Below are 26,983 nucleotides of genomic sequence, written 5' to 3' on the forward strand. Positions count from 1 at the left end.
GGCTATGGGTGAGAACGGTGGGATGCTCGCGTTGGTGCGGCTTCGCCGAGGCGTCGTGGGCGAAAGCAGACGCGTCTGCCACCTGATCCCCGTCCCGGCGGGCCCGGTCCCGGGGCACCTGACGGCGCTGTGCGGCGAGTCGATCTTCCCCGGCGAGGCCGAGGTGCTCGACGGGCTGCGCGGCATGCCGTGCCACGCGTGCCTGATGCAGAGCGCCCCGGCGGGCGGAGACCTCCTGGCCAACGCGGGCTGAGCCGCGCGCGGCGGGGAGTGAGCACGGCGGGAGCCTGCTAGAGCGAGCCCCAGGCTTGGGCGCGCTGGAGCAGGCGGTCGCGCACCAGGCTCACCGCCGGGCGGGGCGGCGTCGTGCGGGTGACCAGGTACCAGGTGTTGAGCGGTGGGGTCTCGGGCTCGTGGACCAGCTCGACCGAGCCCGCCTCCAGCGCCGCCGCCGCGAGGTAGCGGGGCAGGACCGTCGCGCCCGCGCCCGCGATCACCACCGCCAGGACCGCGCGCAGGTCCGGGACCACCACCGCGACCCGGTTCGGCGGGCGCCTGCCGAACTCGCTGCGCCAGTAGCGGCGGATGATCGGCAGCTCCTCGGCGTAGGCCACGAGCGGCAACGCCGCCAGCGCGCCGACCGGGTCGGCCGCCAGCCGGGCCGGGTCGACGCCGCGGGCCAGGGCCGGGGCGGCGACCAGGACGAACTCTTCGTCGATCATCGGGGTCGCGGTCAGCGCGCGGTCGCGCGGCCGCACCGACGAGACGACGAGGTCGAGACGGGCCGCGGTGAGCGCGGCCAGCAGTTCCTCGGCGAGGCCGAGTGTCACGGTGAGCTGGAGCCCGCGCGTGACCAGCGGGGTGAGCGCGGGCAGTACCCGGGTCGCCATCGCGTCGCTCGCGCCGCCGAGCGCGACCTTGCCGAGCGGGACGGCGTCGTCCGGGCCGGGCGTGAGCGCGCCCCGCAGTTCGTCGATCCGGGTGCCGACGCGCGCGGCCAGCTCGACCGCGCGGGCAGTCGGCGCGGCGCCGTGGCGGGACCGGGTGAACAGCGGCTCGCCCAGCTCCTTCTCCAGCCTCGACAGCTGGCCGGTGACGGCGGGCTGGGTCAGGCCCAGCTCCGCCGCGGCGGCCGAGAGCGAGCCGCGGCGGTAGACCGCGACGAACGTGCTGAGCAGATCCAGACTTGGCACGCAAGCCACCTTCCATAAGCACCGTTATGGATGGTACCGGCCGCGGCGGACTACCGGCCGGGCTCGCGCGGTTGACCCCGGCGTGCGGGGCACCGGGTCCCGCGGACAAGGAAAACCCCGACATGGCACGGATCCTGATGATCGTTTCGGCCGCCGGCCGGCTGCGCCTCGCCGACGGCACCGACCACCCGACCGGCTTCTGGGCCGAGGAGGTCGCCGAGTCGCACCGGGTGCTCACCGAGGCCGGGCACCGCGTCGACGTCGCCACCCCGGAGGGGCGGCAGCCGGTCGCCGACCCGGTCAGCTTCGACGAGCGCGGCGGCGTCGACCCCGTGGCCGGCGCGAAGTACCGCGCGTACCTCGACGCGCTCGACGGCCTGGCCGCGCCGCTGAAGCTGGCCGACGCGACCGTCGACGGCTACGATGCGCTCTACTTGCCCGGCGGGCACGGGCCGATGGCCGACCTGGCCACCGATCCCGCGCTCGGGCGGCTGCTGGTCGCCGCGGACGACGCGGGCAAGCTCGTCGCGGCGCTGTGCCACGGCGTCGCCGGGCTCCTCGCCGCCCGCCGGGACGACGGGACGTTCGCCTTCGCCGGGCGCGTGATGACTTCCTTCAGCGACGACGAAGAACGCCAGGGCGGCCTGGGGGAGCGGACGCCGTTCTTCGTCGAGGCGCGGCTGCGTGAGCAGGGTGCCGCCGTGACGCCGGGCGCGCCGTGGTCGAGCACGGTCGTCGCTGAGCAGAACCTCGTCACGGGCCAGAACCCGCAGTCCAGTGTGGACACCGAGGCCCGCGTCGCGCGGCTGCTCGATTCTGGATCGATTTCGTGAAATGGATTGTCGGTGAATATCCGACCGGCAAAGGGAACAATTCGCTGGTGGTCACGTGCAGTAGTGGATCGGGTGTCCACAGTGGCGGGTGGGCCGGGTTCGATCATGGATCGCGTGGCGAACTCGTGCGTCTGGTCCAGGATCGATAGGTCATTCGGCTGAACTCTGCGGATTGCGTATCCCCCCGCGGCGTCTTGAGCCTTAACCTTGCGTGATTCTTCACCATGAATCGCACTGGGGAGTGAGATGAAGTCGACGTCACCGCCGTGGTTTCCGCGCGCCCATTCGCCGTCGGGAGCCGATACCCGGCGATGACGCAAGACGGCTGCATCAGACGTTTCGCGGGAATCGCGCGGCAGTCACCCGACCGGATCGCCGTGGTCGAGCACGACTCGGTGGTCAGCTACGCGCGGCTGGCGGAGCTGGCCGGCGGGCACGCCGCCCGGCTGCTCGACGCCGGCGTCCGGCCGGGTGAGTTCGTCGGCCTGCTCACCGGGCACGGGACCGCCGCGATCGCCGCGATCCTCGGCACCCTGGCCGCGGGCTGCGCGTACGTTCCGCTCGACCCGACGTTCCCGCGGGACCGCCTCGCCCACCAGATCGCGGCGGCCCGCGTGTCGGCCGTGCTCACCGTCCCCGAGCACGGCGACCTCGCGGAAGCGTTGTGCCGCAACGCTTCCGCGCGGGTCGTCCGGTCCGGTGCGGACACCGCGCCGCTGCCGGTGCCCGACCCGGACCCGGCCGCGCCGGCCTACGTGCTGTTCACCTCCGGCTCCACCGGCACGCCGAAGGCGGTCGCGCAGACCCACCGCAACCTGCTGCACGTGGTGGACAACCAGATCGCGACGCTCGCCGTCACCGCCGCCGACCGGCTCAGCCTGCTGGCTTCCTTCGGCTTCGACGCGGCGATCCCGGACCTCTACCCGGCGCTGCTGACCGGCGCCGCCGTGGTGCCGGTGGACGTGCGCGCCCACGGCGTGGCCCACGCCGCGCGCGAACTCGCCCGGCACCAGGTCACCGTCTACCACTCGACGCCGACGGTCTACCGCTACCTCCTCGACGCGCTCGAGGGCGACCTGCCCGCGGTGCGGACCGTCCTGCTGGGTGGTGAGCAGGCGACCTACGCCGACGTCCGCCGCGGCCGCTTCGCCGCGGATTGCGTGTACGTCAACGGGTACGGCGCGACCGAGGTGACCTTCGCCGCGCAGTACCGGCTGACCGCCGCCGACGTCCCGGCCGACGCCACCGGCCCGCTGCCGATCGGCACCGCGCTGCCCGGCTACGCGCTCACCGTGCTCGAGGGCGGCGAACTCGAAGTCAGCGGCGAATACCTGGTCGACGGCTACTTCGACCAGCCGGGCCCGGCGTTCGGCACCACCGCCGACGGCGTCCGCAGCTACCGCACCGGCGACCTCGGCGAGGTCCGGCCGGACGGCACCCTGGTCTGCCTCGGCCGCCTCGACCGGCAGGTCAAGGTGCGCGGGTTCCGCGTCGAGCTGACCGAGGTCGAAGCCCGCCTCGGCGAACAGCCCGGCGTCGCCGAAGCGCGCGCGATCGTGCGGGACGGCGAGCTGCTCGCCTACGTCGTGCCGGCCGGGGAACCGGACGTGACGGCGTGGCGGGCCGCACTGGCCGACGTGCTGCCCGCGCATTCGGTGCCCGCCGCGGTCGTCGCCGTCCCGGCGTTCCCGCTCACGGTCACCGGGAAGCTGGACGAGGAAGCTCTTCCGGACCCGCGCCCGGCCGCGCCCGTCGAGGCCGGGCCGATGACCGCGGCGCAACGGCGGGTGCACGCGATCTGGGCCGCGGTGCTGGGGCACGACGGGTTCGGCGTCGACGACGCCTTCTTCGACGTCGGCGGGCACTCCCTGCTGCTGGGCCGGGTCCAGCAGCGGCTGGCCGCGGAGTCCGGCGTGGACGTCCCGCTGCTCGGCCTGCTGGAGCACCCGACGGTCGCGGCGCAGGCCGCCTACCTGGAACCGGCTGCTTCGGACGGTCCGCGCACCGCGGTGGCCGAGCCGGACGACGACGAGCCGGGCAGCGACCTGATCGCCGTCGTCGGGCTCGCCTGCCGGTTCCCCGGCGCGCCGGACGCGGACGCGTTCTGGTGGAACCTCTGCGCGGGCGTCGACGCGATCCACGACTACGCCGACGACGAGCTGGCCGCGCTCGGCATCGGGCCCGGCCTGCGCGCCGACCCCGCGCACGTGCGGGCCGGCGGCCGCCTCGGCGGGGTCGAAGACTTCGACGCCGGGTTCTTCGGGTTCACCGCGGAGGAAGCGGCCCGCACCGACCCGCAGCACCGCCTGTTCCTGGAGACGGCGTGGCGGGCGCTGGAGGACGCGGGCCGCGACCCGGCGCGGGAACACGGCCCGGTCGGGGTGTTCACCTCCGCCGGGGTCAACCGGTACTTCCTCTTCCACCTCTTCGGGAACCCGGCGGTGACCGGCGACGTCGACCCGGACGACTGGGAAGGCCGGCTGCTCGGGCGCCAGCTCACCGACCACCTGCCCGGCCAGGTCGCCTACCGGCTCGGGCTGACCGGGCCCGCCCTCGCCGTCCAAAGTGCCTGCTCCAGCTCGCTCGCCGCGGTCGGCCTGGCCGCGCAGAGCCTCGCCGAATACCGCTGCGACCTGGCGATCGCCGGGGGCGTGAGCGTGACGTGGCCGCGGTACCGCGCGGGCGGAATGGCGTCGGCGGACGGCCGCTGCCGCTCGTTCGACGTGGCCGCGGACGGGGCCGGCTTCGGGTCCGGCGCCGGGGTCGTCGTGCTGCGGCGGCTGTCGGACGCGCTCGCCGACCGCGACCACATCCACGCCGTGCTGCCCGGCTGGGCGATGACCAACGACGGCGCCGACCGCGCCGGGTACGCCGTGCCGAGCCCGGCGGGCCAGGCGGCCGCGATCGCCGAGGCGCTCGCCGTGGCCGAGGTCGACCCGGCCGACGTGGGCCTGATCGAAGCGCACGGCAGCGGCACCCCGCTGGGCGACGCGATCGAGGTCGCCGCGCTCAACCGGGTGTACCGCGACGTCCCGCCCGGGACGTGCGCGCTCGGTTCGGTCAAGACGAACATCGGGCACCTGGACGCGGCCGCCGGGGTGGCCGGGCTGATCAAGGCCGTGCTTGCGGTGCGCCACGGCGTGATCCCGCCGAACCTGCACTTCACCGCGCCGCACCCGGAGATCGACCTGGCCGGCGGCCCGTGCTTCGTGCCGGTCAAGGCGACCGACTGGCCCGACGCGCCCCGCCGGGTGGCGGGGGTCAGCGCGTTCGGCATGGGCGGGACCAACGTCCACGTCGTCGTCGAAGAAGCACCGGCGCCGGGCCCGCGCGTGACCGCCGAGGGCCCGCACGTCCTGCCGATCTCGGCGCGCGACCCGCAAGCGTTGCGGGAGGCGCTGTCCGCGGTGCGTGACCGGCTCGCGGCCGACCCGCCGGACCTCGCCGACGCCGCTTACACCCTCGCCGTCGGCCGCCGGGAGTTCGCCGGCCGCGCGGCCGTGGTCGCTTCGACCGCCGAGGAAGCCGTCGAGGCCCTCGACACCCTGCTGGCCGAGGGCGGCGACGTCGCCGGCCCGCCGGGCGCGGCCAGGGAGCTGGCCCTCCGCTGGACCGGCGGCGCCGACGTCGACTGGACCGCCCGCCACGACGGCGCGGAGCCGGGCCGGGTGCCGCTACCCGGCTATCCGTTCCAGCGCGGCAGGTTCTGGATCGACCCGCCGGTTCCGGGACACCACCCGTGAGCCGCACGCACCACCACCCGGCCGCCACCGCGACCGGACCGAACTGGGGAGTTCTTCGTGACCGACACGCTGCCCGTCGCGGGCACGCACGGCCCACCGCTGTCCTTTCCGGACACCACGGTCGCCGGCCTGGTCCTGGCGCAGGCGGAGAAGACGCCGGACGCGCTCGCCGTGCGGCAGGGCACCACCCGGCTCACCTACGCTGAGCTCGTCGCCGCGGCCTGGGGCGTCGCGGACGCCCTGCGCGAACGCGGGGTGGGCCCGGGGACCCGGGTCGGCGTGTGCGCCCACCGGACGCCCGCCCTCGTGAGCACGGTGCTCGGAGTGCTGCTGTCGGGCGGCGCCTACGTCCCGCTCGATCCGGGCGGGCCACGTGCCCGCCTGACGGGGATCGCCGCCGACGCCGGGGTGTCCGTCGTCGTCGGGGACGCCGCGGTCGCCGAATTCGGTGCGGGAACGGGGATCGACGTCCCGCCGCCCGCCGCGCCCGGCACCTGCCCGGCCACGCCGGACACGACCGCGCACGTGCTCTACACGTCCGGCTCGACCGGGCGGCCCAAGGGCGTGCTCACCAGCCACCGCAACGTCGTCGCGTTCGTCACCGGGTTCGCCGGCCGGCTCGGCGTCGGCCCCGGCACGCGGACGCTCGGCATCTCCTCCCTGGGGTTCGACGCCTTCACGATGGACGTCTTCGTGCCGCTGGCGGTCGGCGGCTCGGTGCAGCTGGCCGGGACGGCCGACCGGGCGGACCCGGAACGGCTGCGCCGGTTCATCGTCGAGCACGACGTGAACTGGGGCTTCATCACCCCGACGCTGCTGTCGCTGCTCGACCCCGCCGACGTACCCGGCTGGCGGACCGTGGCCTGCGGCGGCGAGCCGGTGCCCGCCGAACTGGTCGCCCGCTGGCTGCCCGGGCGCCGGTTCTTCCACGTCTACGGCCCGACCGAGACCACCGTCGTCGTGGTCACCGACGAGGTGACCGGCGTGCCCGCCGACCCGCTGCCGCTGGGGACGCCGACGCCGTGGCACCGCGCCCACGTCGTCGACGGCGAACTGCGGCCCGTCGCGCCGGGTGAGGTCGGCGAACTGGTCATCGGCGGGCCCGGGCTCGCCGCGGGCTACCTCGGCAGCCCGGAACTGACCGCGCGGAAGTTCGTCGAGGACCCGTTCACGCCGGGGGAGCGGCTCTACCGCACCGGCGACCTGGCCCGGCTCCGCCTCGACGGCAGGCTGGAGTTCGCCGGCCGCGCCGACCGGCAGGTGAAGATCCGCGGGCAGCGCATCGAACTCGGCGAAGTCGAGGCCGCGCTGGGCGCGCACCCGGACGTCGGTGCCGTCGCCGTCGAAGCCGTGCCCGGTCCGGGCGGCACCCGGCTGGTCGCGTTCCTCAGCCCGGCGTCGGCACCGTCCGATGTGGACCTGCACGCGTACGCGGGGGAGCGGCTCACCGAGGCGATGCGCCCGGCCGTCGTCCGGCGGCTGGACGTGCTGCCGGTCAACCCCGTCACCGGGAAGGTCGACCGGCCCGCGTTGCGGGCGCTCGCCGAAGACGCACCGGTCGGTGACCTGGGCGGCTCGCCGGTCGCCGAGGTGTGGCGGCGGGTGCTGGGGGCCGGTGCCGGACCCGACTTCCTGCTGTCCGGTGGCGACTCGATCGCGGCGATGCGGCTGGTGGCGGCCCTCCGGAAGGACCTCGCCGCCGATGTGTCCGTCGAGGACGTCTTCGCGGGGCGGACGCTCGAGGAGCTGACGCGGCGGGTGGCCGCGGCCGCCCCGCTCACCGGCCCGGGCTTGACCACCGGTCACGCGCCCGCGCTGTCCCCGCCCCAGCGGCGGCTGTGGTTCCTCGACCAGCTCGCCCCGGACGCGGCGCCGTACAACATCGCGATGGCGTTCCGGCTGACCGGACCGCTCGACGTCGGCGCGCTGCGCGCGGCCCTTCGCGCGGTCGCCGAACGGCACGACGTGCTGCGCTGGCGGATCCGGCCGGTCGACGGCGTCCCGCGGGCGGACTGCCTGCCCCCGGCCGACGTCGAGCTGCCGGTGCTCCCGCTGACCGAGGCCGCCGTCGGTGAGCGGCTGGCCGCCGACGCGGCGGCACCGGTCCGGCTCGACCGCGAAGCGCCGTGGCGCGTGCGGCTCTACGAGCTGGGGCCCGAGGACCACGTGCTCGGCTTCACACTGCACCACGCCGTGTTCGACGGCTGGTCGCAGGAACTGCTCTGCGCGGACCTCGCCGCGGCCTACCGCGGCGAACCCCTGCCGCCGCTGCCGGTGTCCTATGCGGACTACGCGGTGTGGCGCGCCGAGCGCGACGGCCGTCGCGAAGCCGTCGACCTCGCCTGGTGGACCGAGCACCTCGCGGGCGCGCCGTCCACAGTGGACCTCCCGCGGGACCGGCCGCGCCCGGCCGTCCAGACCTACCGCGGCGCGACGCACCACCAGGCCTTCCCCGACGGCGTCGCCGAGGCCGTCGCAGCGCTGGCCACCCGCACCGGAACCACCCGCGCGGGCGTGGTGCTCGCCGCGTTCGGGCAGCTGCTGCACCGGCTCACCGGCGGGGACGACCACCTGGTCGCCACCGTCGTCGCGGACCGGCAGCTGGCCGAAACCCAGGACGTCGCCGGGTTCTTCGTGGACATCGTCCCGGTGCGGCTGCGCGCCGCGGACGCGGACTTCACCACGCTCGTCCGGCGCGGCGGCGAGGAGCTGCTGGCCGCCACCGCGCACCCGGCGGCGCCGATCGACCGGCTCGTCGGCGCGCTCGGCGTACCCCGCGACCCTTCGCGGGCGCCGCTGGTGCAGGTGATGGTGAACGTCCTGAACTTCACCGAACCCCGGCTCGACCTGCCCGGGCTGCGGGGAACGTGGGTGCCGGTCGAGAAGCCCGGTTCGCCGTTCGACCTGACCGTCTACGTCCTCGGGCACGGCGTCGAGCTGCTGTACAACCCGGACCTGTTCGACGCGGCCCGGGTGGCGGCGCTCGCCGAGGACTTCACCGCGCTCCTCGCGGCGCTGGCCGCCGAGCCGGACCGGCCGGCCGGGGCGTGCGCGCCGGAACTCCCGCGGGCCTCGGTCCGCACGGCCGCACCGGAAGCGGCCGCGCGGCCGAAAGCCGAGCCGGCACCGGTCGTCGACCCGGCCGCGCTGGCGGCGACCGAGGCGCTGATCGCCGCCACCTGGCGGGAAGTGCTCGGCCTCGACGCCGTCCGGGTGACCGACAACTTCTTCGACGTCGGCGGGCATTCGCTCGCCCTGGCGAAGGTGCACGCCGAGGTCACCGCCCGGCTCGGCCGCCGCATCCCGATGGTCGACCTGTTCACCCACCCCACCGTCCGCGCCCTCGCCACCCACCTCCACGCGGGGGCCGCGCCCAGCCCGGAACTCGCCAGGGCCGCCGAGCGGGTCGCCGCCCGCCGGGGGCGCACCCCGTCCAGAAGACCCCGCCGCAGTGCCGGCACAACCGGCCACGAACAGGAGCGACACCAGTGACGAACGACCTCGAACCGGGCGCCGAACCCATCGCCATCGTCGGCATGGCCGCCCGTGTCCCCGGCGCCGGTGACCTCCGGCAGTTCTGGCGCAACCTCGTCGACGGCGTCGAGTCCATCAAGCCCGCCACCCGGGAAGAACTGCTCGCCCGGGGCGCCGACCCGGCCACTTTGGACGATCCCAGCTGGGTCAACGCGACGACCGTGGTCGACGGCTTCGACGAGTTCGACGCCGACCTGTTCGGGATGACCAGCCGCGAAGCCGAGATCACCGACCCGCAGCACCGGGTCTTCCTCGAGGCGTGCCATTCGGCGCTGACCGACGGCGGCTACGACCCGGCCCGCTACGGCGGCGCGATCGGCGTCTACGGCGGCACCGGGCGGACCGGCTACCTGATCGAAAACCTGCTGCGCAACGAGCGTGTGCTGGCCTCGCAGCACGGCGGCATCGGGATGTCCACCGGCAACCAGCCCAGCTACCTGACCACGTCGGTGTCCTACAAGCTGAACCTGCGCGGCCCGAGCCTCGCGATCCACACGGCGTGCTCGACGTCGCTGGTCGCGGTGCACCTGGCGTGCGAGGCGCTGCGCAACGGCGAGTGCGACCTCGCGCTGGCCGGCGGCGTGAACCTGGAGATGCCGCACGGCATCGGGTACATGGGCGTCGAGGGCTTCACCTCGCCGGACGGGCACGTGCGCGCGTTCGACGCCGGCGCCAACGGCACGGTGTGGAGCAGCGGCGTCGGCGTCGTCCTGGTCAAGCGGCTCTCCCAGGCGCTGGAGGACGGCGACCACATCCGCGCGGTCGTGCTCGGCAACGCGATCAACAACGACGGCGCCACGAAGGTCGGCTTCTCCGCGCCCAGCGTCGCCGGGCAGACCGAGGCCATCGCGCAGGCGGTCGGCATGGCCGGGGTCAACCCGCGCACGATCGGCTACGTCGAGGCCCACGGCACCGGAACGGCGCTGGGCGACCCGATCGAGATCACCTCGCTGTCCACTGTGTACGGCCACGGCGTCCCGGACACCGGCTGGTGCGCGATCGGCTCGGTGAAGTCGAACATCGGCCACCTGTCGCAGGCCGCCGGTGTCGTGGCGCTGATCAAGACCGTGCTGGCGATGGAACACGGCCTCATCCCGCCGACCATCAACTACGAAGAAGCCAACCCGGGCATCGACTTCCCCCGGAGCCCGTTCCACCCGGCGACCACCGTGACCAAGTGGGAAGCCGCCGACACCCCGCGCCGGGCGGGCGTGAGCTCCTTCGGCGTCGGCGGCACCAACGCCCACCTGGTGCTGGAAGAGGCACCCGCGCCGCGGCGGCACCGCCGTCCGCGCCCGGCGCACCTGCTGCGGGTGTCGGCGAAGACGCCGGAAACGCTCGCCACCGCGGTCGAGCGGCTCGCCGACCGGCTGGCCGGCGACGTCGACCTCGACCTGGCCGACGTCGCGCACACCCTCGCCGCCGGGCGGACCGAGTACCCGCACCGCGCGGTCGTCGTCGCCCGCGACTCCGAAGACGCGGTCGACGGCCTGCGCGACCCCCGCCGGCTCGCCACGGCCCAGGCCGGTGAGCTCAAGGTGGCGTTCCTGTTCTCCGGGCAGGGATCGCAGTACGCGGGGATGGGCGCCGAGCTGTACCGCAGCGAGCCGGTCTTCGCGACGGCGTTCGACGAATGCTGCGAGCTGTCCGGTCTTCCCGGCCTGAAAGAGCTGGTGCTCGGCCGCGGCGGGGACGCCGAGCTGAAGGAGACGCGCTACACGCAGCCCGCGCTGTTCGCCGTCGAGTACGCGCTGGCCCGGCTGTGGCGGAGCTGGGGCGTGCGGCCGGGCGCGATGATCGGGCACTCGGTCGGCGAGTACGTGGCTGCGACCGTGGCCGGGGTGTTCACCCTCGCCGACGCGATGCGGCTGGTCGTGCGGCGCGGCGAGCTGATGCAGGCGATGCCCGCCGGCGCGATGCTCGCCGTCCAGCTCGACGAAGAATCCGTCGCGAAGCGGCTGCCGGAAGGGCTTTCGATCGCCGGGGTCAACGGGCCGGGGACGTGCGTCGTCGCCGGGCCGTCCGGTGCCGTCGCGGACTTCGCGTCACTGCTGAAGTCGAGCGACGTGCAGTGCCGGGAACTGGTGACCTCGCACGCCTTCCACTCGCCGATGATGGACCCGATCCTGGCGGAGTTCACCGAGGCCGTCGCCGCGGTGCCGCGGTCGGCGCCGTCGCTGCCGTTCCTCTCGAACCTGACCGGCGGCTGGATCACCGCCGAGCAGGCCACCGATCCCGCGTACTGGGCCGCGCACCTGCGCCGGGCGGTCCGGTTCGGCGACTGCGTGCGGACGCTGGCCGGCGGCGGCGAGCGGTGGGCGCTCGTCGAGTGCGGCCCCGGCCACCAGCTGGCCGGCCTCGCCCGTGGCCAGGTGCCGAAGGGCTCGCCCGCGCCGCAGCCGAGCCTGCCCGGCCGCAGCGACCGCGAGGGCGACGTCGAAACGCTGTACGCCGCGGCCGGTCTGTTGTGGACACACGGGGTGTCGGTCGACCTCACGACGGACGGCCACCGCGTGCCGCTGCCCGGCTACCCCTACGCGCGCAAGCGGTACTGGGTCGACCCCGATCCGAAGGGGACACTGGCCGAGCTCGCACAGCCGAGCGGGCCGCTGCCGCTCGACGAGTGGTTCGCGGTCCCGTCCTGGCGGCAGGCCGGTCCGGAACTGCGGCGCGAGCCGTTCGCGTCCTGCCTCGCTTTCGTCGGCGACGACGTCCTCGCGGACCTGCTGCGGGACGCCGGGGTCGCGGTCACCGAGGTCCGTCCCGGCGACGCCTTCACGACGACCGAGCGCGGCTTCACCGTCCGGCCCGGGGTGCGCGAGGACTACGACGAACTGGTCGCCGCCCTCGGTGACCGCCCCGAGCGGGTGGTCCACGCGTGGGCCCTCGACGGCACCGAAACCGGGATGGCCGCCCAGGAGCGCGGGTTCTTCAGCGTGCTCAACCTGGTCCAGGCCTGGGGCGAGCCGGTCCGGATCGACGTGCTGAGCACCGGCACCGCGGACGTCACCGGCACCGACCTCACCCGGCCCGAACACGCGACCCTGGCGGGCATCGCGCGGGTACTGCCCCTGGAAGTCCCCGGCACGCTCGTGCGGCGGATCGACGTCGAGGCCGTGACCGAGGACGTCGTCGCCGAGCTGTTCCGCGCGGCCGGCACGGAAGCCGAGGTCGCCCTGCGGCGGGGCCGGCGCTGGGTCCTGGAGCACACGCAGCTCACCGTGCCCGAAGCGGCGCCGGTGCTGCGCGGCGGCGGCCGGTACCTGATCACCGGGGGCACCGGCGGCATCGGCGTCACCCTCGCCGAGGACTTCGCCCTGCGCGTGCGCGCGAAGCTCATCCTGCTGACCCGCAGCGGCCTGCCGCCGCGCGAGGAGTGGGACACCCACGACGGAACCGACCGGACCGGGCGCGCGATCCGCGCGATCCGGCGGATGGAGGCCGCCGGGGCGGTGGTGCACGTGGTCGCCGCCGACGTGACCGACCCGGCCGCCCTGCGGCGGGTCCGCGAGCTGGCCGAAGCCGAGTTCGGCGGGCTGGACGGCATCGTGCACGCGGCCGGCCTGCCCGGCGGCGGCGTCGCGGAGGTCAAGGAGCGGGCGGCCGCGGAAGCGGTGCTGGCCCCGAAGATCGGCGGCACCCTGGCGCTGGCCTCGGCGTTCGCCGATTTGCCGATGGACTTCGTGGCCCTGTGCTCGTCGGTCACCGCGGTCTCCGGCGACTTCGGGCAGGTCGACTACTGCGCGGCCAACAACTTCCTCGACGCCTACGCCCGCGGCGACCACGGCTGGCGGGCCCGGGTCGTCTCGCACAACTGGGGTGGCTGGGACGAGGTCGGCATGGCCGCCGAAGTGGCCGCGCCGGCGACGATCCGGTCCACCCGCACGAAGGCGGACGGCCCGATCGCGCACCCGGTGCTCAGCACGCGCACCGGCGAGGACTGCCACGGCCTGGTCTCGGCGGCCGCGCACTGGCTGCTCGACGAGCACCGGATCGCCGGCGTCCCGGTCGTGCCCGGCACCGGGCACCTGGAAACCGTGCGGGCGGCCGTCGAGGCGGCGCTGCCGAAGCCCGGCGACGGCCACGTCGTCGAACTGCGCGATGTCGCCTTCCTCGAACCGTTCTCGGTGCCCGAGGGCACGGTCGCGGAGTACCGGGTCGGCTTCGACGGTGACGGGTTCGCGGTGACCAGCCGCGCGGGTGGCGTGACGAAGACGCACGTCCGGGGTTCCGCGGGCTGGGTGCCGGCGCCCACGGCGTCCACTGTGGACCTCGACGCGGTGCGGGACCGGACGAGCGTGCTCGACGACGGCAACGCGTTCGGCACCGGCCGGACCAGCATGGTCACCTTCGGCCCGCGGTGGGCCGCGCTGCGCACCCACCACGTCGGCGCGCACGAGGAGCTGGCCTCGCTCGTCGCGCCGGTCTTCGACACCGGCTGGGGGCTGCACCCGGCGCTGCTCGACGTCGCGACCGCGTTCGGCCGCGGCCGGGGGAGCGGCACGTACCTGCCGATGAGCTACGGCCGGGTGGTCGTGCACGACGTGCTCCCGGCGAGCTTCCACAGCCACCTGCGCTACCGCGACTCCGGCGGTGACCAGGTCATCGCCGCCGACCTGACGCTGTGCGGCGACGACGGCCGCGTGCTCGTCGAGATCGAGGACTTCGTGCTCCGCCAGGTCGACGAGGGCGCGGTCAGCGGCGGGCTCACGGCGCCGGTGGCCAGGTCCACTGTGGACTCCAGCGGGATCCGGCCGGTCGACGGCGCCGAGGCGTTCCTCCGGGCGCTGACGTCGGGGCTCGGCGGCCAGGTGGTGATCAGCACCCGCCCGGTGCGCGACCTGTTCGCCCGCCGGGTCACCGCCGAAGCGCTGGAAGAAACCGAAGAGGTCGCCGAAACCGTCCAGCCGACGGCCCAGGACGACTACGTCGCCCCGCGGACCGACCTCGAAGCCGAGATCGCCCGGCAGTGGGCCGAGGTGCTCGGCGTCGAGCGCGTCGGCGTCGACGACGACTTCTTCGCCCTCGGCGGCAACTCGCTGGTCGCCATCCAGCTCATCGCCCAGGTCCGCAAGACCACCGGCGCCCGGCTGGCCATGAAGACGCTGTTCGAATCCTCCACGGTGGCCGCGCTGGCCGAGCGGATCGAGGAGCTGCGGACCGCCGCGGCCCCCGCCGCCGAGGCGCCGGCCGCCACCACCATCCCCAAGCTCGAGCGCTGAAGCAGGAGACATGACCGACACGAAGGAATGGACGTTCCCGGCCTCGTTCGGGCAGGAGCGGATCTGGCTGTCGAACCAGCTCGACCCGGCGTCCCCGGTGTACAACCTCCCTTGCCAGGTGCGGCAGGACCTGCCGCTCACCGAGGGGCAGTGGCGGGCCGCGCTCGGCGTGGTCGTCGGGCGGCACGAAGCCCTGCGCACGGCGTTCCGGATGGACGGCGGCGAGCTCGTCCAGGTGGTGCACGCCGACGTCCCGATCGACCTCGAGGTGCACGACCTGCGTGACCTCCCGGAGCGGGAGGCCCGCGCGGCCGAGCTCGCCGAGGCGATCGCCCGCCGCCCGATCCCCCTGGACTCGGCCCCGCCGTGGCGGGCCCAGCTGTGCCGGCTCGGCGACGCCGACTGGCTGCTGACGTTCGTCGTGCACCACACGGTGTTCGACGCCGGCTCGGTCCTGGTGCTGGCGAGCGAACTCGACGAGGCCTGCGACGCGGCCGCGGAGGGGCGGCTGCCGAAGCTGCCCGAGCTGGCCATCCAGTACCCGGACTACTCGGCGTGGCAGCGCGGCCAGCTGCCGCTCGTGCGCGCGCAGCTGGACTACTGGCGCGAGCGCCTCGCCGGGCTCCCGCCGGTGCACAGCCTGCCCACCGACCGGCCGCGGCCCGCGGGCTTCGGCTTCGACGGCGGCCAGGTCGACTTCACCCTCCCGGACGGCCTGCTCGACCGGGTCGGGGAGGTCGGCCGCGAGCTGTCGGCGTCGCCGTTCATGGTGCTGCTCGCCGGGTACACCGCGCTGCTGGCGCGGCTGTCCGGGACGACCGACGTCGTGGTCGGGGTGCCGGTCGCCGGGCGCGACCTGCCCGAACTCGCGCCGCTGATCGGCATGTTCGTCAACCAGCTCGCCATCCGCGTCGACTGCGGCGGCGACCCGGCGTTCGCCGAGCTGGTCGGCCGGGTCCGCACCGCCGTGCTCGACGCCATCGAGCACGGCCGCGTCCCGTTCCAGCTGGTCGCCGACGCGGTGCGCCCGGAGCGCGACCCGGCGGTGCAGGCGCTGTACCAGATCGGCTTCAACTTCATCCCCGACTCGGGCATCGAGCCGGTCCGCTACGCCACCGCCAAGGACGACGTCGCCATCGACCTCACCGCGACCGGTGGCCGGCTGCTGTACCGCACCGACCTGTTCGACCGCGAGACCGCGGAGTCGATGGCGGAGCGGTTCCTGCGCCTCCTCGTCGCGGCGGTCGAGGACCCGGCCGTCGCGGTCACGGACCTGCCGCTGCTGTCGGACGCCGAACGCCGTCAGGTCGAAGAGTGGAGCGGCTCGTCCACCGAGGACGCTCCGCTGTTCGTCGAGCGGTTCGAAGAGCAGGTGCGGGCGACGCCCGACGCGGTCGCGGTGGACCTCGGCGGCACGTCCCTGACGTACGCCGAGCTGAACGCGCGGGCCAACCGCGTCGCGCACCGGCTCGGTGCCGGCGGGGTCGTCGGCGTCTGCGCACCGAACTCGGCGGAGCTGGTCGTGGGCATCCTGGGCGCGCTCAAGAGCGGCGCGGCCTACGTCCCGCTCGACCCGGCGAACCCGGCCGCGCGGCAGGCACTGGTCCTCGCCGACGCCGGGGCCCGCGTCGTGCTGACCGCAGGCGACGGCACCCTCGACGTCGAGACGCTGGACCTGGGCGATCCGGCGGTGTGGGCGGAGTCGTCCGAAGCGGACCCCGCGCGGCCGGGGCCGGACGACGTCGCCTACGTCATCTACACCTCCGGCTCGACCGGGCGGCCCAAGGGCGTCCAGGTGGGGCACCGGGCGCTCGCCACCTACCTCGGCTGGGCGCGGGAGGCGTACCCGAGCCTGGCCGGCCGCGCGCTGCTGCACACGTCGGCGTCGTTCGACCTCACCGTCACGACGCTGCTCGGCCCGCTCACCGCCGGCGGGTCCATTGTGGACTCGGGGCGGCCGGACTTCGTCAAGGCCACCCCGACGCACCTCGCCGTGCTGCCGGAAGAGTCGTACCCGACCGGTGACCTGGTCCTCGGCGGCGAGGCGTTGCCGGGCGAGGCCGTGCGGCCGTTCGCCGAAATCTCCGTCACCAACGAATACGGGCCGACCGAAGCGACCGTCGGGTGCATCGCCCACCGGCTGGACGGCCCGGTCGACGGGCCGGTGCCGATCGGCCGCCCGACCCCGGGCACCCGCGCCTACGTCCTCGACGAGCGCCTGCGGCCGGTGCCGCCGGGCGTCGTGGGTCAGCTCCACCTGGCGGGCGCCCAGCTCGCCCACGGCTACCTCGGGCTGCCCGAGCTGACCGCGGAACGGTTCCCGGAGGGCCCGTACGGGCGGATGTACGCCACCGGCGACCTCGCCCGCTGGCGCCGCGACGGCACCCTCGACTACCTCGGCCGGACCGACGACCAGGTCAAGCTGCGCGGCTTCCGGATCGAGCCGGGGGAGGTGGAAGCCGCCCTGCGCGAGCTGCCGGAGATCCGGGACGCGGCCGTCGCGGTCCGCGAAGGAACCCTCGTCGGGTACGTCGTCGGCAACGCGGACGGCGCCGCGGAGGCGCTACGGGCCACGCTGCCCGAGTACCTGGTGCCGACGGTGTTCGTCACGCTCGACGCGCTGCCGGTGGCGGCGAGCGGCAAGCTCGACCGGGCCGCGCTGCCCGATCCGCAGCTCGGCGGCGAGGCGGAGTACGTGGCCCCGAGCACCGCGGCCGAGGAGCTGGTCGCCGAAGTGCTGGGCGAACTCCTCGGCATCGAGAAGCTCGGCGTGCACGACGACTTCTTCGCCCACGGCGGCAATTCACTGCTCGCGATCCGCGCGATGGCCCGGATCCGCAAGCAGGTCGGCGTCGAACTGCCGGTCCGCGGCCTGTTCTCGTTCACCACGGTGGCCGGGCTCGCCGCCGAGGTCGAACGGCGGCTCGAAGCCGACCTCGACCAGCTCAGCGACGAAGAGGTCCGGGCCCAGCTGGCCGAAGGTGAGCAGGCGTGACGACGATCGACGAAACCAGCAGCGCGGCCGCGCGCCGGGCCCTGCTGGAACGGCGGCTGCGGCGGCGCGCCGAGCCGGCCGCGACCATCACCCCGCGGCCGGAGGGCGACGACGTCCCGTTGTCGTACCAGCAGGAACGCGTCTGGTTCATGGAGCAGTTCGCGCCCGGGACCACGTCGTACAACATCCCCGTGCCGATCCGGCTCACCGGCCGCCTCGACGTCACCGCGCTGCGGGCGGCCCTCGATTCCCTGCCCGTGCGGCACGAGGCCCTGCGCATGCGGTTCCCGGCCGGGGACGACGGGCAGCCGTCCGTCCACGTCGAACCGGTCGTCACCGTCCCGCTGTCCCTGGTGGACGCGGCGGACGAGGAAGCCGCCCGGGCGGCCGTCGACGCCGCCGCGGCCGAGCCGTTCGACCTGGCCGGAGGACCGTTGCTGCGCGCGACCCTGGTGCGTGTTGCCGATGACGAGCACCTCCTCGCCGTGTGCACGCACCACATCGTCGGCGACGGCTGGTCGGTCGACCTGCTGCTGCGCGACCTCGCGGCGGGCTACCACGGGACGGCGGCCGCGCTGCCCGCGCTGTCCATCGGCTACGGCGACTTCGCGCACTGGCAGCGCCGGACGCTGACCGGCGCCGAACTGGACCGGCAGCTCGACCACTGGCAGGAGACCCTCCGCGGCGTCGAACCCCTGGAGCTGCCCACCGACCGGCCGCGGCCGGCGACCCAGACGTTCGACGGGGCGATCCACGAGTTCTTCGTCGAGCAGGACCTCGTCCGGGCGCTCGGGGACCTGAGCCGCGAGCACGGCGTCACGTTGTTCATGACGTTGCTGGCCGCCTACCAGGTGCTGCTGTCCCGGTATTCCGGGCAGGAGGACTTCGCGGTCGGTTCGTCGTCGGCCGGGCGCGGGCTGCCGGAACTGGAAGGCGTCGTCGGCATGTTCATCAACATGCTGCCGCTGCGCGCCCAGCTCGAGGGCGACCCGGGCTTCACCGAGCTGCTGGCCCGGACCCGGCGGCACGTGCTCGACGCGTTCGACCACGCCGACGTCCCGTTCGAGCGCCTGGTGAACGCGCTCGGCGTACCGCGTGACGTCAGCCGCTCGCCGGTGTTCCAGGCGATGTTCGTGCTGCAGAACTACGAAATGGGCCGGCTGGGTGCGGCGGGGACGTCCGAAGTGGACTTCCGCTGGCTGCCGATGGACCTGCCCTCGACCCGGTTCGACTTCGAGTTCCACGCCATCGAGGTCGAGTCCGGGCTGATCGGCAAGTTCGTGCACAACACCGCGCTGTTCGGCGCGGAGACCGTCGCCGGCATGGCCGGGCGCCTGGTCACGCTGCTGCGTTCGATCGTCGCCGACCCCACGCGGCCGCTGTCCGGGCTGGACATCCTGGGCGACCAGCGGGACCTGGTCGTGCACCGGTGGAACGACACCGCGGGGGAGATCCCGCCGGGCACGCTGCACGGCCTCGTCGAGGCGCAGGTCGCGCGCACGCCGGACGCGCCCGCGCTGACCTTCCGCGGTGACTCGCTGTCCTACCGGGACCTGGACGCCCGGGCCAACGGGCTGGCGCACCGCCTGCGTGAGCTGGGCGTCGGGCCGGGCACCTTGGTGGGCGTCTTCGCGAACCGCTCGTTCGAGCTGGTCACCGGCCTGCTCGGGGTGCTCAAGGCGGGCGGCGCGTACGTGCCGCTCGACCCCGAGTACCCGGCGGACCGGCTCGCGTTCATGCTCGAAGACGCGGCCGCGCCGGTCGTGCTGACCCAGGCCGCCCTCCGGGACACCCTCCCGCCCGGCGACGCGACCGTCGTCGTGCTGGACGAACTGACCGGCCCGGCCACCCCCGTGGAACCCTTGGCGAGCGCGGAAGATCCCGCGTACGTCATCTACACCTCGGGCTCCACGGGACGGCCGAAGGGCGTGCCCAACGGGCACCGCGGCATCGTCAACCGGCTCGACTGGATGCAGCGCGAATACGGCCTCGACGGTTCGGACGCGGTGCTGCAGAAGACCCCGGCGAGCTTCGACGTCTCGGTGTGGGAGTTCTTCTGGCCGCTGATGACCGGCGCCCGGCTGGTGCTGGCCGAGCCCGGCGGGCACAAGGACGCCGCCTACCTGCGGGAACTCCTGGTCACCGAGGGGATCACGACCGCGCACTTCGTCCCGTCGATGCTGACCTTGTTTTTGAACGAGCGGGGCATCGAGTCGGTGACGGCGTTGCGCCGGGTCGTCTGCAGCGGCGAGGAACTCCCGCTCGACACCGCCCGCGAGTTCGTCCGGCGGCTGCCGCACTGCGAGCTGCACAACCTGTACGGCCCGACCGAAGCCGCGATCGACGTCACCGCCTGGCACTGCACGCCCGAAGCGCTGGCCGAGGTGGCGTCCGTGCCGATCGGGGCGCCGATCCGCAACCTCCGCGTCTACGTCCTGGACGGGCGCGGCAACCCGTGCCCGGTCGGCGTACCCGGCGAACTCCACATCGCCGGCGTGGGCTTGGCGCTGGGGTACCACAACCGGCCGGAGCTGACGGCGGAACGGTTCGTCACGGATCCGTTCCACGGCGGCCGGATGTACCGCACCGGCGACCTCGCGCACTGGCGATCCGACGGCACGATCGCGTTCCTCGGCCGCCTCGACCACCAGGTCAAGCTGCGCGGGCTGCGCATCGAGCTGGGCGAGATCGAGGCCCGGCTGCGGGAACAGCCCGGCGTGGCCGACGCCGTCGTGCTCGTCCGGGAGGACACGCCGGGGGACAAGCGGCTGGTCGGGTACGTCGTCGGGGCGGTGGAAGGCCTGCGGACCGCGTTGAAGGAGACGTTGCCGGACTACATGGTGCCGCCGTCGTTCGTCACGCTCGACGCGCTGCCGCTGACGCCGAACGGGAAGCTCGACCGCAAGGCGCTGCCCGCCCCGGTCGCCGCCCGGGACGCGAGCACCGCGCTCGTCGCACCGGCCGGCGCCCTCGAAGTGCTGCTCGCGGACATCTGGCGGGACGTGCTCAAGGTCGAGGAACTGGGCGTCGACGACGACTTCTTCGACCTCGGCGGCCACTCGATGCTCGCCACGCAGGTCGTCGCGCGGATCGCGAAGGCCGGGCACCAGGCCGGCGTGATGGACCTGTTCCAGCACCGCACGATCCGCGAGCTGGCCGGGTTCCTCGACGGCGACCGCGACGACTCGGGACACCTGCTGTACGAGCTGACCAAGCCCGTCGCGAAGCCGACCCTGACCTACGTCTGCTTCCCGTACGGCGGCGGCAGCGCGATCGTCTACCAGCCCCTCGCCGACGCGCTGCCCGGCGGGTATTCGCTGTTCTCGGTCGCGATCCCCGGTCACGACGTCGGCCTGTCCGAGGAGGCCGTGCCGTTCGACGAACTGGTCGAGCGCCTCGCCGGCGAGGTCCTCGAGCGGATCGACGGGCCCCTGGCCATCTACGGCCACTGCGGCGTCGGCAACGCCCTCGCCGTGGGCGTGGCCCGGCGCCTGGAGGAGCGCGGACGGGAGCTCGAAGTCGTGCACATCGGCGCGATCTTCCCGTTCGCGCGGATCAAGGGTGCCGTCGGGACGCTGCGGACGCGGCTGGAGAAGCTGCGCAGCAACCGGTACTACGCGAACTGGCTCAAGGGCATGGGCGTCGACACCGACGACCTCGACCCGGCGCAGGCCGACCGGATCATCAGCAACATGCGGGCCGACAGCCGCGCCGCCGAGGAGTACTTCAGCGGCCTGCTCGACGCCCGCGTCGCCAAGCTGCGCGCGCCGATCATCTCGGTCGTCGGCTCGGAGGACCCGGTCACCGACTACTACGCCGAGCGCTACCGCGAATGGGAGTTCCTCACCGACCGCACCGCGCTCGTCGTGCTCGACCAGGCCGGGCACTTCTTCCTCCGCTACCGCGCGGAAGAACTGGCGGAGATCATCACCCGGGTGCACCCCGCCGTGGACGAGCCCGGTGACCTGCACGTTTCCGCCCGGGGCGAGGACGCGGGCTGGGCGGTGCACGACACCCACCGGTCCGAAGTGGACGACAAGCCCGCCGTGCAGCCGAGCATGGCCCGGTTCGTCACGGTCACGGTGGGCCAGCTGGTCTCCTCGACCGGCTCCGCGCTGACGTCGTTCGCGGTGCCGATCTGGCTCTACACCAGGACCGGCTCGGTCACCGACCTCGGCCTGCTCTGGGCGCTGGCCCTGCTGTGCGGGGTGCTGGTGCTGCCGGTGGCGGGCGCGCTCGTCGACCGTGGCGACCGCCGCAGGATCATGATCGCGGCCAGCGCGCTCGCCGGCGTCATCCAGCTCGCGCTCGCGGTGCTGCTGACGGCGGGGAACCTGCAGCTCTGGTGGCTCTACACGCTGATCCCGCTCGGGTCGGTCGCGGGGTCGATCCAGCGCATCGCCTACCAGTCGTCGGTCGCGCAGCTGGTGCCCAAGCAGTACCTGGGCCACGCGATGGGGCTCGCCCAGCTGTCCAACGGCTTCGCGCAGCTGCTGATGCCGGTGATCGCGGCCGGGCTGCTGGCGGCGATCCAGCTGACCGGGATCCTGGTCCTCGACATGGCGAGCTACGTGTTCGCCATCGTCAGCCTGCTGTTCGTCCGGTTCCCCGACCTGCTCGGCTGGCGCCCGCGCGAGCCGCTGCTGACGGCGATCGCGGGCGGGCTCAAGTACTCGTGGAACCACCGCGGCTTCCGCACGATGCTGCTGTACTTCGCGCTGGCCAACGTCTTCCTGGCGCCCGCGCTGGTGCTCGTCTCGCCGCTGGTGCTGTCCTTCGGCACCGTCACCGACGTCGCCCAGGTCGCGCTGGCCGAGGCAGTCGGCGCGGTGGCCGGCGGCATCGGCATGGCGCTCTGGGGCGGCCCGCGCAAGCGGCGCATGGTCGGCGTCCTCTTCGGCAACGTCGGCATCGCGCTCGGCAGCCTCGTGATGGGGCTGCGGCCGTCGCTCATCGTCGTCGCCGCGGGGGTGTTCCTGCTGGCCGCGGCGATGGCCGTGTCGCAGGGCATCTACGCGACGCTGGTGCAGGTCAAGGTGCCGCAGCGCTACCACGGGCGGGTGTTCGCCATCAACCAGACGATCACCTGGTCCACCCTGCCGATCGGGTTCGCGGTGCTCGCGCCGCTCGCGGTCGGCTGGTTCTCGCCGCTGCTCGCGCCCGGCGGCGCGCTCGCCGGGTCGGTCGGCACGGTCCTCGGCACCGGCGAAGGCCGCGGGGTCGGGCTCGCCTTCGTCGTCTACGCGCTGATCCTGCTGCTGATCAACGCCGGCGGGTTCGCCGTGAAGCTGCTGCGCCGGTTCGACACCGAGGTCCCGGATTCGCTGCCGGACGACCTCGTCGGCGCTCAGGAACGGGAGCGCAAGCTCGCCGGGAAGGAGGCCGCGTGAGCGACGTCGTGCTGATCAGGGAAGCGCGCGGGCACTGGGTCGGCGAGGTCGCCGCCGCGGTGCACGCGGCCGGGCACCGCGCGGTGCTGTTCGCGCCGCCGGTGGACGAGGCGTCCCTGGCCGGGGTGGTGGACGAGGTGGTCGCCGTCGACGACGTCTACGACGCCGAAGCCGTCGCCGCCCGGATCCGCTCGGCGGTCGGCGTGCCCGCCGCCGTGCTGACCGGTTCGGACGGGGCCATCGCGAGCACCGCCCGGGTCGCCGAGCTGCTCGGCGTCGCGCGGTGCCCGGCGTCGGTGTTCGCCCTGTGCGCGGACAAGTTCGCGGTCCGGGAAGCGCTGGCCGCGGCCGGCCTGCCGGGTCCCGCGGTGGCGCTGATCTCCTCGGCCGCTTCGGCGGCCGAGGTGGCGGAGCGGGTCGGGCTGCCCGCGATCGTCAAGCCGGTCAACGGCGCCGGGAGCAACCTCGTGCGCACAGTGTCCACTGTGGACGAGCTGGCGGCCGCGTACGAGCTGCTGGCCGCGCGGCTGCCCGAGTCCGCGGACCCGCGCTACCACCGCCGGTTGGGGACGCTCGACCCGGCGTCGACGTTCCTGGTCGAAAGCCTGCTGCGGGGGCCGGAGTACGCGGTGGACGTGCTGGTCCGCGACGGCGTCGCCGAGCCGGTCGAGATCCTCGACAAGCCGCTGATCGACGAGCGCAAGTTCGAGCTGGTGCTGTCCTGCCCGCCGGCCGGGCTCTCCGGCGAGCGGGCCGCACTGGTCACGTCGGCGGCGTCCGCCGCGGTCCTCGCGCTGGGGCTCGACAACACGATCGCGCACGTCGAGGTGATCGACGACGAGCGGCGCGGCCCGACGATCGTCGAGGTCAACGCGGGCCGCCCGGCGGGCTCGATCATGCCGCTGCTGGCCAAGCTGCGCACCGGCGTCGATGTGTTCGCCGAGCTGACCGCGCTCGCCCTCGGCGCGCCGCCGCCCGCGCGCGAGCCGGCGAAGCTGCCGATCCCGCTGGGCATGCTGATCCTGTACGCGACCGGGTCCGGCACCCTGACCGGCATCGGCGGCCTCGACGAGGTCGCCGCGCTGCCAGAGGTCGTCGACGTGGTCACGACGGTATCGCCCGGCCAGGTGCTCACCGACGAGCAGGAGACGTACGCGGTCAACCTCGTCGTCGCCGGGTTCGCCGACCACGAAGACCTGGCCGCGCTGCACGCCGAAGCGAGCAACCTGATCCGGCTGGAGGTCGCGTGAAGACCGCGTTCATCGTGCGGGAAACGCACGGGCAGTGGATCGCGGACTTCGCGGCCGCCGTCCGGGCCGCCGGCTGGCGGGCCGAGCTGGTCACCGAGCCCCTGGACGACGGCGAGCCGGAGTACCAGGTCGACGGCTTCGTCGTGGTCGACGACGTCCGGGACGCGCCCGCGGTGGCCGAAGCGCTCCGCGACCGGGAGCCCGCCGCGGTGCTGACCGCGGCGGAGGGGATCATCGCGAGCACCGCCCGGATCGCCGAGCTGCTCGGCGTCGCCCGCTGCCCGGCGGACGTGTTCACGCTGGCGCACAACAAGTTCGCCGTCCGGCAGGCCCTCGCCGCGGCCGGTCTGCCGGGGCCGCGGGCCGCGTTGTTCGCCGACCCGGCGCAGGCGCCCGCGATCGCCGCGGAGGTCGGTCTCCCCGCGATCGTCAAGCCGGTCAACGGCGCCGCCAGCACGCTCGTCCGCACGGTGTCCACTGTGGAGGAACTGGTCGCGACCTATCGACTCCTGGCCACCCGGCTGCCGGAGAACCCGGACGCGCGCTACCACCGCCCGCTGCCGGGACCGCTCGACCCGTTGCGGGTGTTCCTCGTCGAGAGCCTGCTCGACGGGCCGGAGTACGCGGTGGACGTGCTCGTCCGGGACGGGGCCGCCGAACCCGTCACCGTGGTCGGCAAGCCGCTGATCGACGAGCGGAAGTTCGAGCTGGGCATGGTCTGCCCGCCGTTCGGGCTGGCCGGGGAGCGGGCCCGGCTCGTCACCGAAGCCGCGTCCGCCGCGGTGCTGGCCCTGGGGCTGGACTCGACGTGCGCGCACGTCGAGGTGATCGACGACGCCGTCCTCGGCCCGGTGGTCGTCGAGGTCAACGCCGGGCGGCCCGCCGGGGGAGCGCAACCGGCGCTGCTGAAGCTCGCCACCGGCATCGACGTCACCGCTGAAGCGGTTTCCCTCGCGCTCGGTACGCCGCCGCCCGCGCGCGGCACCGGGCTGCCCGTGCCGGTCGGCTACCTCGTCCTCTACGCCGAGGGCACCGGACGGCTCGTGCGCGTCGAAGGCACCGAAGAAGTCGCGGACCTGCCGGAGGTCCTCGACGTCGTCACCATCGTTTCGCCCGGCCAGGTGCTCAGCGACGACCAGGAGATCTACGCCGTGAACGTCCTCGTCGCCGGCTTCGCCGACGTCGACGACCTGGCCGCGCTGCACGCCGAGGCCGCCAAGCTTGTCCGATTCGAACTGGAGGGGTCATGACCGCCGATCTCGCGGCGCCGCTGGGGCAGCTGCAGGGCAACGAGCACACCAAGATCGCCGTCTTCCCGGCCGCGGACTTCGCGGCCGTCGAGGCGCAGCTGCCGCAGGTGCGGGAGCACCTGCGCGACCACGGCGCGATCCTGCTGCGCGGCCTGCCCGCCGACCTCGACCTGTTCAACCGGGTCACCGAGACGATCGGTGGCGCGCTGCTCAGCTACACCGAACGTTCGACGCCGCGGTCGAACGTGGCGGGCAACATCTACACCTCGACCGAGTACCCGCCCGCCGAGTCGATCCCGATGCACAACGAGAACTCGTACTCGGCGAGCTGGCCCGCGCGGCTGTTCTTCCTGTGCGACACCGCCGCCGAAACCGGTGGGGCCACGCCGATCGCGGACAGCCGGGCGATGTACCGGCTGCTGCCGGCAGACCTCCGCGAGCGGTTCGCCAGCGGCGTCACCTACGCGCGTGCTTTCCGCGAAGGGCTCGGGCTGACGTGGCAGGAGGCGTTCCAGACCGAGGACCGCGCGGTCGTCGAGGACTACTGCGCGCGCAACGGCCAGACGTTCGAATGGACCGAGGAGGGGCTGCGGACCCGGCACGTCCGGCCGTCGTTCGTGGTGGAAGAGCACACCGGGGAAACCGTGTGGTTCAACCAGGCCAACCTGTTCCACGTCTCGAGCCTCGGTGAAGAGGTCAGCGAGGCGTTGCTGGAGCTGTACCCGGAGGCGGACCTGCCGCGCAACGCCTACTTCGCCGACGGCAGCCCGATCCCGGTCGAGGACCTTGCGAAGGTGCGGGAGGTCTACGACGAGGTCAGCTTCGCGTTCCCGTGGCAGGCCGGCGACATCATGGTGATCAACAACATGCTGATGGCGCACGGCCGCGAGCCGTTCACGGGCAAGCGGCGCATCCTGGTGGCGATGACGGGATGACCGCCCCGGTGGTGGTGCTGCTCGCGCACCCGCGGCCCGGGAGCTTCAACCACGCGCTCGCCGGCCGGGTCGTCGCGGCGCTGGAGCGGGCCGGGGTGCCGGTGCGGTTCCACGACCTGTACGCCGAGGGCTTCGACCCGGTGCTCACCGCGGAAGAGGCCTACACCAGCGGCACCCGGGCGGAGGAGTTCCTCGCCGCCGAACCGGACCCGCTGGTGCGGCGCCACCGCGAGGAACTGCGCGAAGCGGGCGGGCTCGTCGCGATCCACCCGAACTGGTGGGGCAAACCACCGGCGATCCTCAGCGGCTGGCTCGACCGGATCCTCGTCCCCGGCGTCGCGTACCGCCTCGACGACGCGGGCGGCGCCCCCGAGTCGCTGCTTTCGTTGCGACGGCTGCTGGTGGTGAACACGTCCGACACGACGGAGGAGCGCGAGCGAACGCTGTTCGGCGACCCGCTCGACGCGATCTGGCGGCGCTGCCTGCCGCCGTACCTCGGCGAGCCGGAGGTAAACCGGCTCGTGCTGCGGGTGGTGGCCGACGCGGGCGGAGACCGCCGTGCGGAGTGGCTCGACGAGGTCGAAGCAGAGGCGGCCCGGCTCTTCGGGGCGCGGGTGACGTCGGACGGCGGGTCTTGA

12 protein-coding genes are annotated in these 26,983 nt (G+C 74.1%); 11 read left to right on the top strand and 1 reads right to left on the bottom strand.

Features of this window, described 5'->3' with window-relative positions:
• Positions 1–4 precede the first annotated feature (4 nt).
• Positions 5–253 (top strand): hypothetical protein, encoded by a 249-nt coding sequence (locus AB0B33_RS13725; protein WP_360770748.1) that lies wholly within the window; start codon positions 5–7, stop codon positions 251–253.
• Positions 254–290: 37 nt separating this feature from the next.
• Here AB0B33_RS13725 and AB0B33_RS13730 read toward each other — a convergent pair whose 3' ends face one another.
• Positions 291–1,193: a LysR family transcriptional regulator gene (locus AB0B33_RS13730; RefSeq protein WP_360770751.1), complete on the bottom strand. Its 903-nt coding sequence runs from the start codon at positions 1,191–1,193 to the stop codon at positions 291–293.
• 122 nt (positions 1,194–1,315) lie between these two features.
• Here AB0B33_RS13730 and AB0B33_RS13735 point away from each other — a divergent pair, with 122 nt between their 5' ends.
• From AB0B33_RS13735 to AB0B33_RS13780, 10 genes are all read left to right on the top strand, one after another.
• Positions 1,316–2,026, top strand: a complete 711-nt coding sequence (locus AB0B33_RS13735; protein ID WP_360770754.1) for a type 1 glutamine amidotransferase domain-containing protein — start codon at positions 1,316–1,318, stop codon at positions 2,024–2,026.
• 311 nt (positions 2,027–2,337) lie between these two features.
• On the top strand, positions 2,338–5,769 hold the full coding sequence (locus AB0B33_RS13740) for a beta-ketoacyl synthase N-terminal-like domain-containing protein (RefSeq protein WP_360770756.1): 3,432 nt from the start codon (positions 2,338–2,340) through the stop codon (positions 5,767–5,769).
• 57 nt (positions 5,770–5,826) lie between these two features.
• Positions 5,827–9,261, top strand: coding sequence for an amino acid adenylation domain-containing protein (locus tag AB0B33_RS13745; RefSeq protein ID WP_360770759.1), 3,435 nt, complete (start codon positions 5,827–5,829; stop codon positions 9,259–9,261).
• The gene (locus AB0B33_RS13750) at positions 9,258–14,525 is read left to right on the top strand and encodes an SDR family NAD(P)-dependent oxidoreductase (RefSeq protein ID WP_360770761.1); all 5,268 of its coding nucleotides are present in this window, start codon (positions 9,258–9,260) and stop codon (positions 14,523–14,525) included. The genes AB0B33_RS13745 and AB0B33_RS13750 overlap by 4 nt, the downstream gene beginning before the upstream one ends.
• Positions 14,526–14,535: 10 nt before the next feature.
• On the top strand, positions 14,536–17,520 hold the full coding sequence (locus AB0B33_RS13755; protein WP_360770764.1) for an amino acid adenylation domain-containing protein: 2,985 nt from the start codon (positions 14,536–14,538) through the stop codon (positions 17,518–17,520).
• Positions 17,517–22,910, top strand: a complete 5,394-nt coding sequence (locus AB0B33_RS13760) for an amino acid adenylation domain-containing protein (protein WP_360770766.1) — start codon at positions 17,517–17,519, stop codon at positions 22,908–22,910. The genes AB0B33_RS13755 and AB0B33_RS13760 overlap by 4 nt, the downstream gene beginning before the upstream one ends.
• Complete coding sequence (locus AB0B33_RS13765) at positions 22,907–24,160, top strand: ATP-grasp domain-containing protein (RefSeq protein WP_360770769.1); 1,254 nt, start codon at positions 22,907–22,909, stop codon at positions 24,158–24,160. The genes AB0B33_RS13760 and AB0B33_RS13765 overlap by 4 nt, the downstream gene beginning before the upstream one ends.
• A complete protein-coding gene (locus AB0B33_RS13770) occupies positions 24,157–25,410 on the top strand; it encodes an ATP-grasp domain-containing protein (RefSeq protein WP_360770771.1) in 1,254 nt (417 codons plus the stop codon). Before AB0B33_RS13765 ends, AB0B33_RS13770 begins: the two co-directional genes overlap by 4 nt.
• On the top strand, positions 25,407–26,345 hold the full coding sequence (locus tag AB0B33_RS13775; protein ID WP_360770774.1) for a TauD/TfdA family dioxygenase: 939 nt from the start codon (positions 25,407–25,409) through the stop codon (positions 26,343–26,345). The genes AB0B33_RS13770 and AB0B33_RS13775 overlap by 4 nt, the downstream gene beginning before the upstream one ends.
• Entirely contained in the window at positions 26,342–26,983 is a 642-nt protein-coding gene (locus tag AB0B33_RS13780) for an NAD(P)H-dependent oxidoreductase (RefSeq protein WP_360770777.1), read from the top strand. Before AB0B33_RS13775 ends, AB0B33_RS13780 begins: the two co-directional genes overlap by 4 nt.

Source organism: Amycolatopsis sp. NPDC049159 (assembly GCF_040648295.1).
In the GTDB taxonomy this organism is placed as follows: Bacteria; Actinomycetota; Actinomycetes; order Mycobacteriales; family Pseudonocardiaceae; genus Amycolatopsis; species Amycolatopsis pretoriensis_A.

Coding starts and splice junctions, on each gene's coding strand:
- AB0B33_RS13725 (WP_360770748.1), top strand. CDS start 5: ATGGGTGAGAACGGTGGGATGCTCGCGTTGGTGCGGCTTCGCCGAGGC.
- AB0B33_RS13735 (WP_360770754.1), top strand. CDS start 1,316: ATGGCACGGATCCTGATGATCGTTTCGGCCGCCGGCCGGCTGCGCCTC.
- AB0B33_RS13740 (WP_360770756.1), top strand. CDS start 2,338: ATGACGCAAGACGGCTGCATCAGACGTTTCGCGGGAATCGCGCGGCAG.
- AB0B33_RS13755 (WP_360770764.1), top strand. CDS start 14,536: ATGACCGACACGAAGGAATGGACGTTCCCGGCCTCGTTCGGGCAGGAG.
- AB0B33_RS13775 (WP_360770774.1), top strand. CDS start 25,407: ATGACCGCCGATCTCGCGGCGCCGCTGGGGCAGCTGCAGGGCAACGAG.
- AB0B33_RS13780 (WP_360770777.1), top strand. CDS start 26,342: ATGACCGCCCCGGTGGTGGTGCTGCTCGCGCACCCGCGGCCCGGGAGC.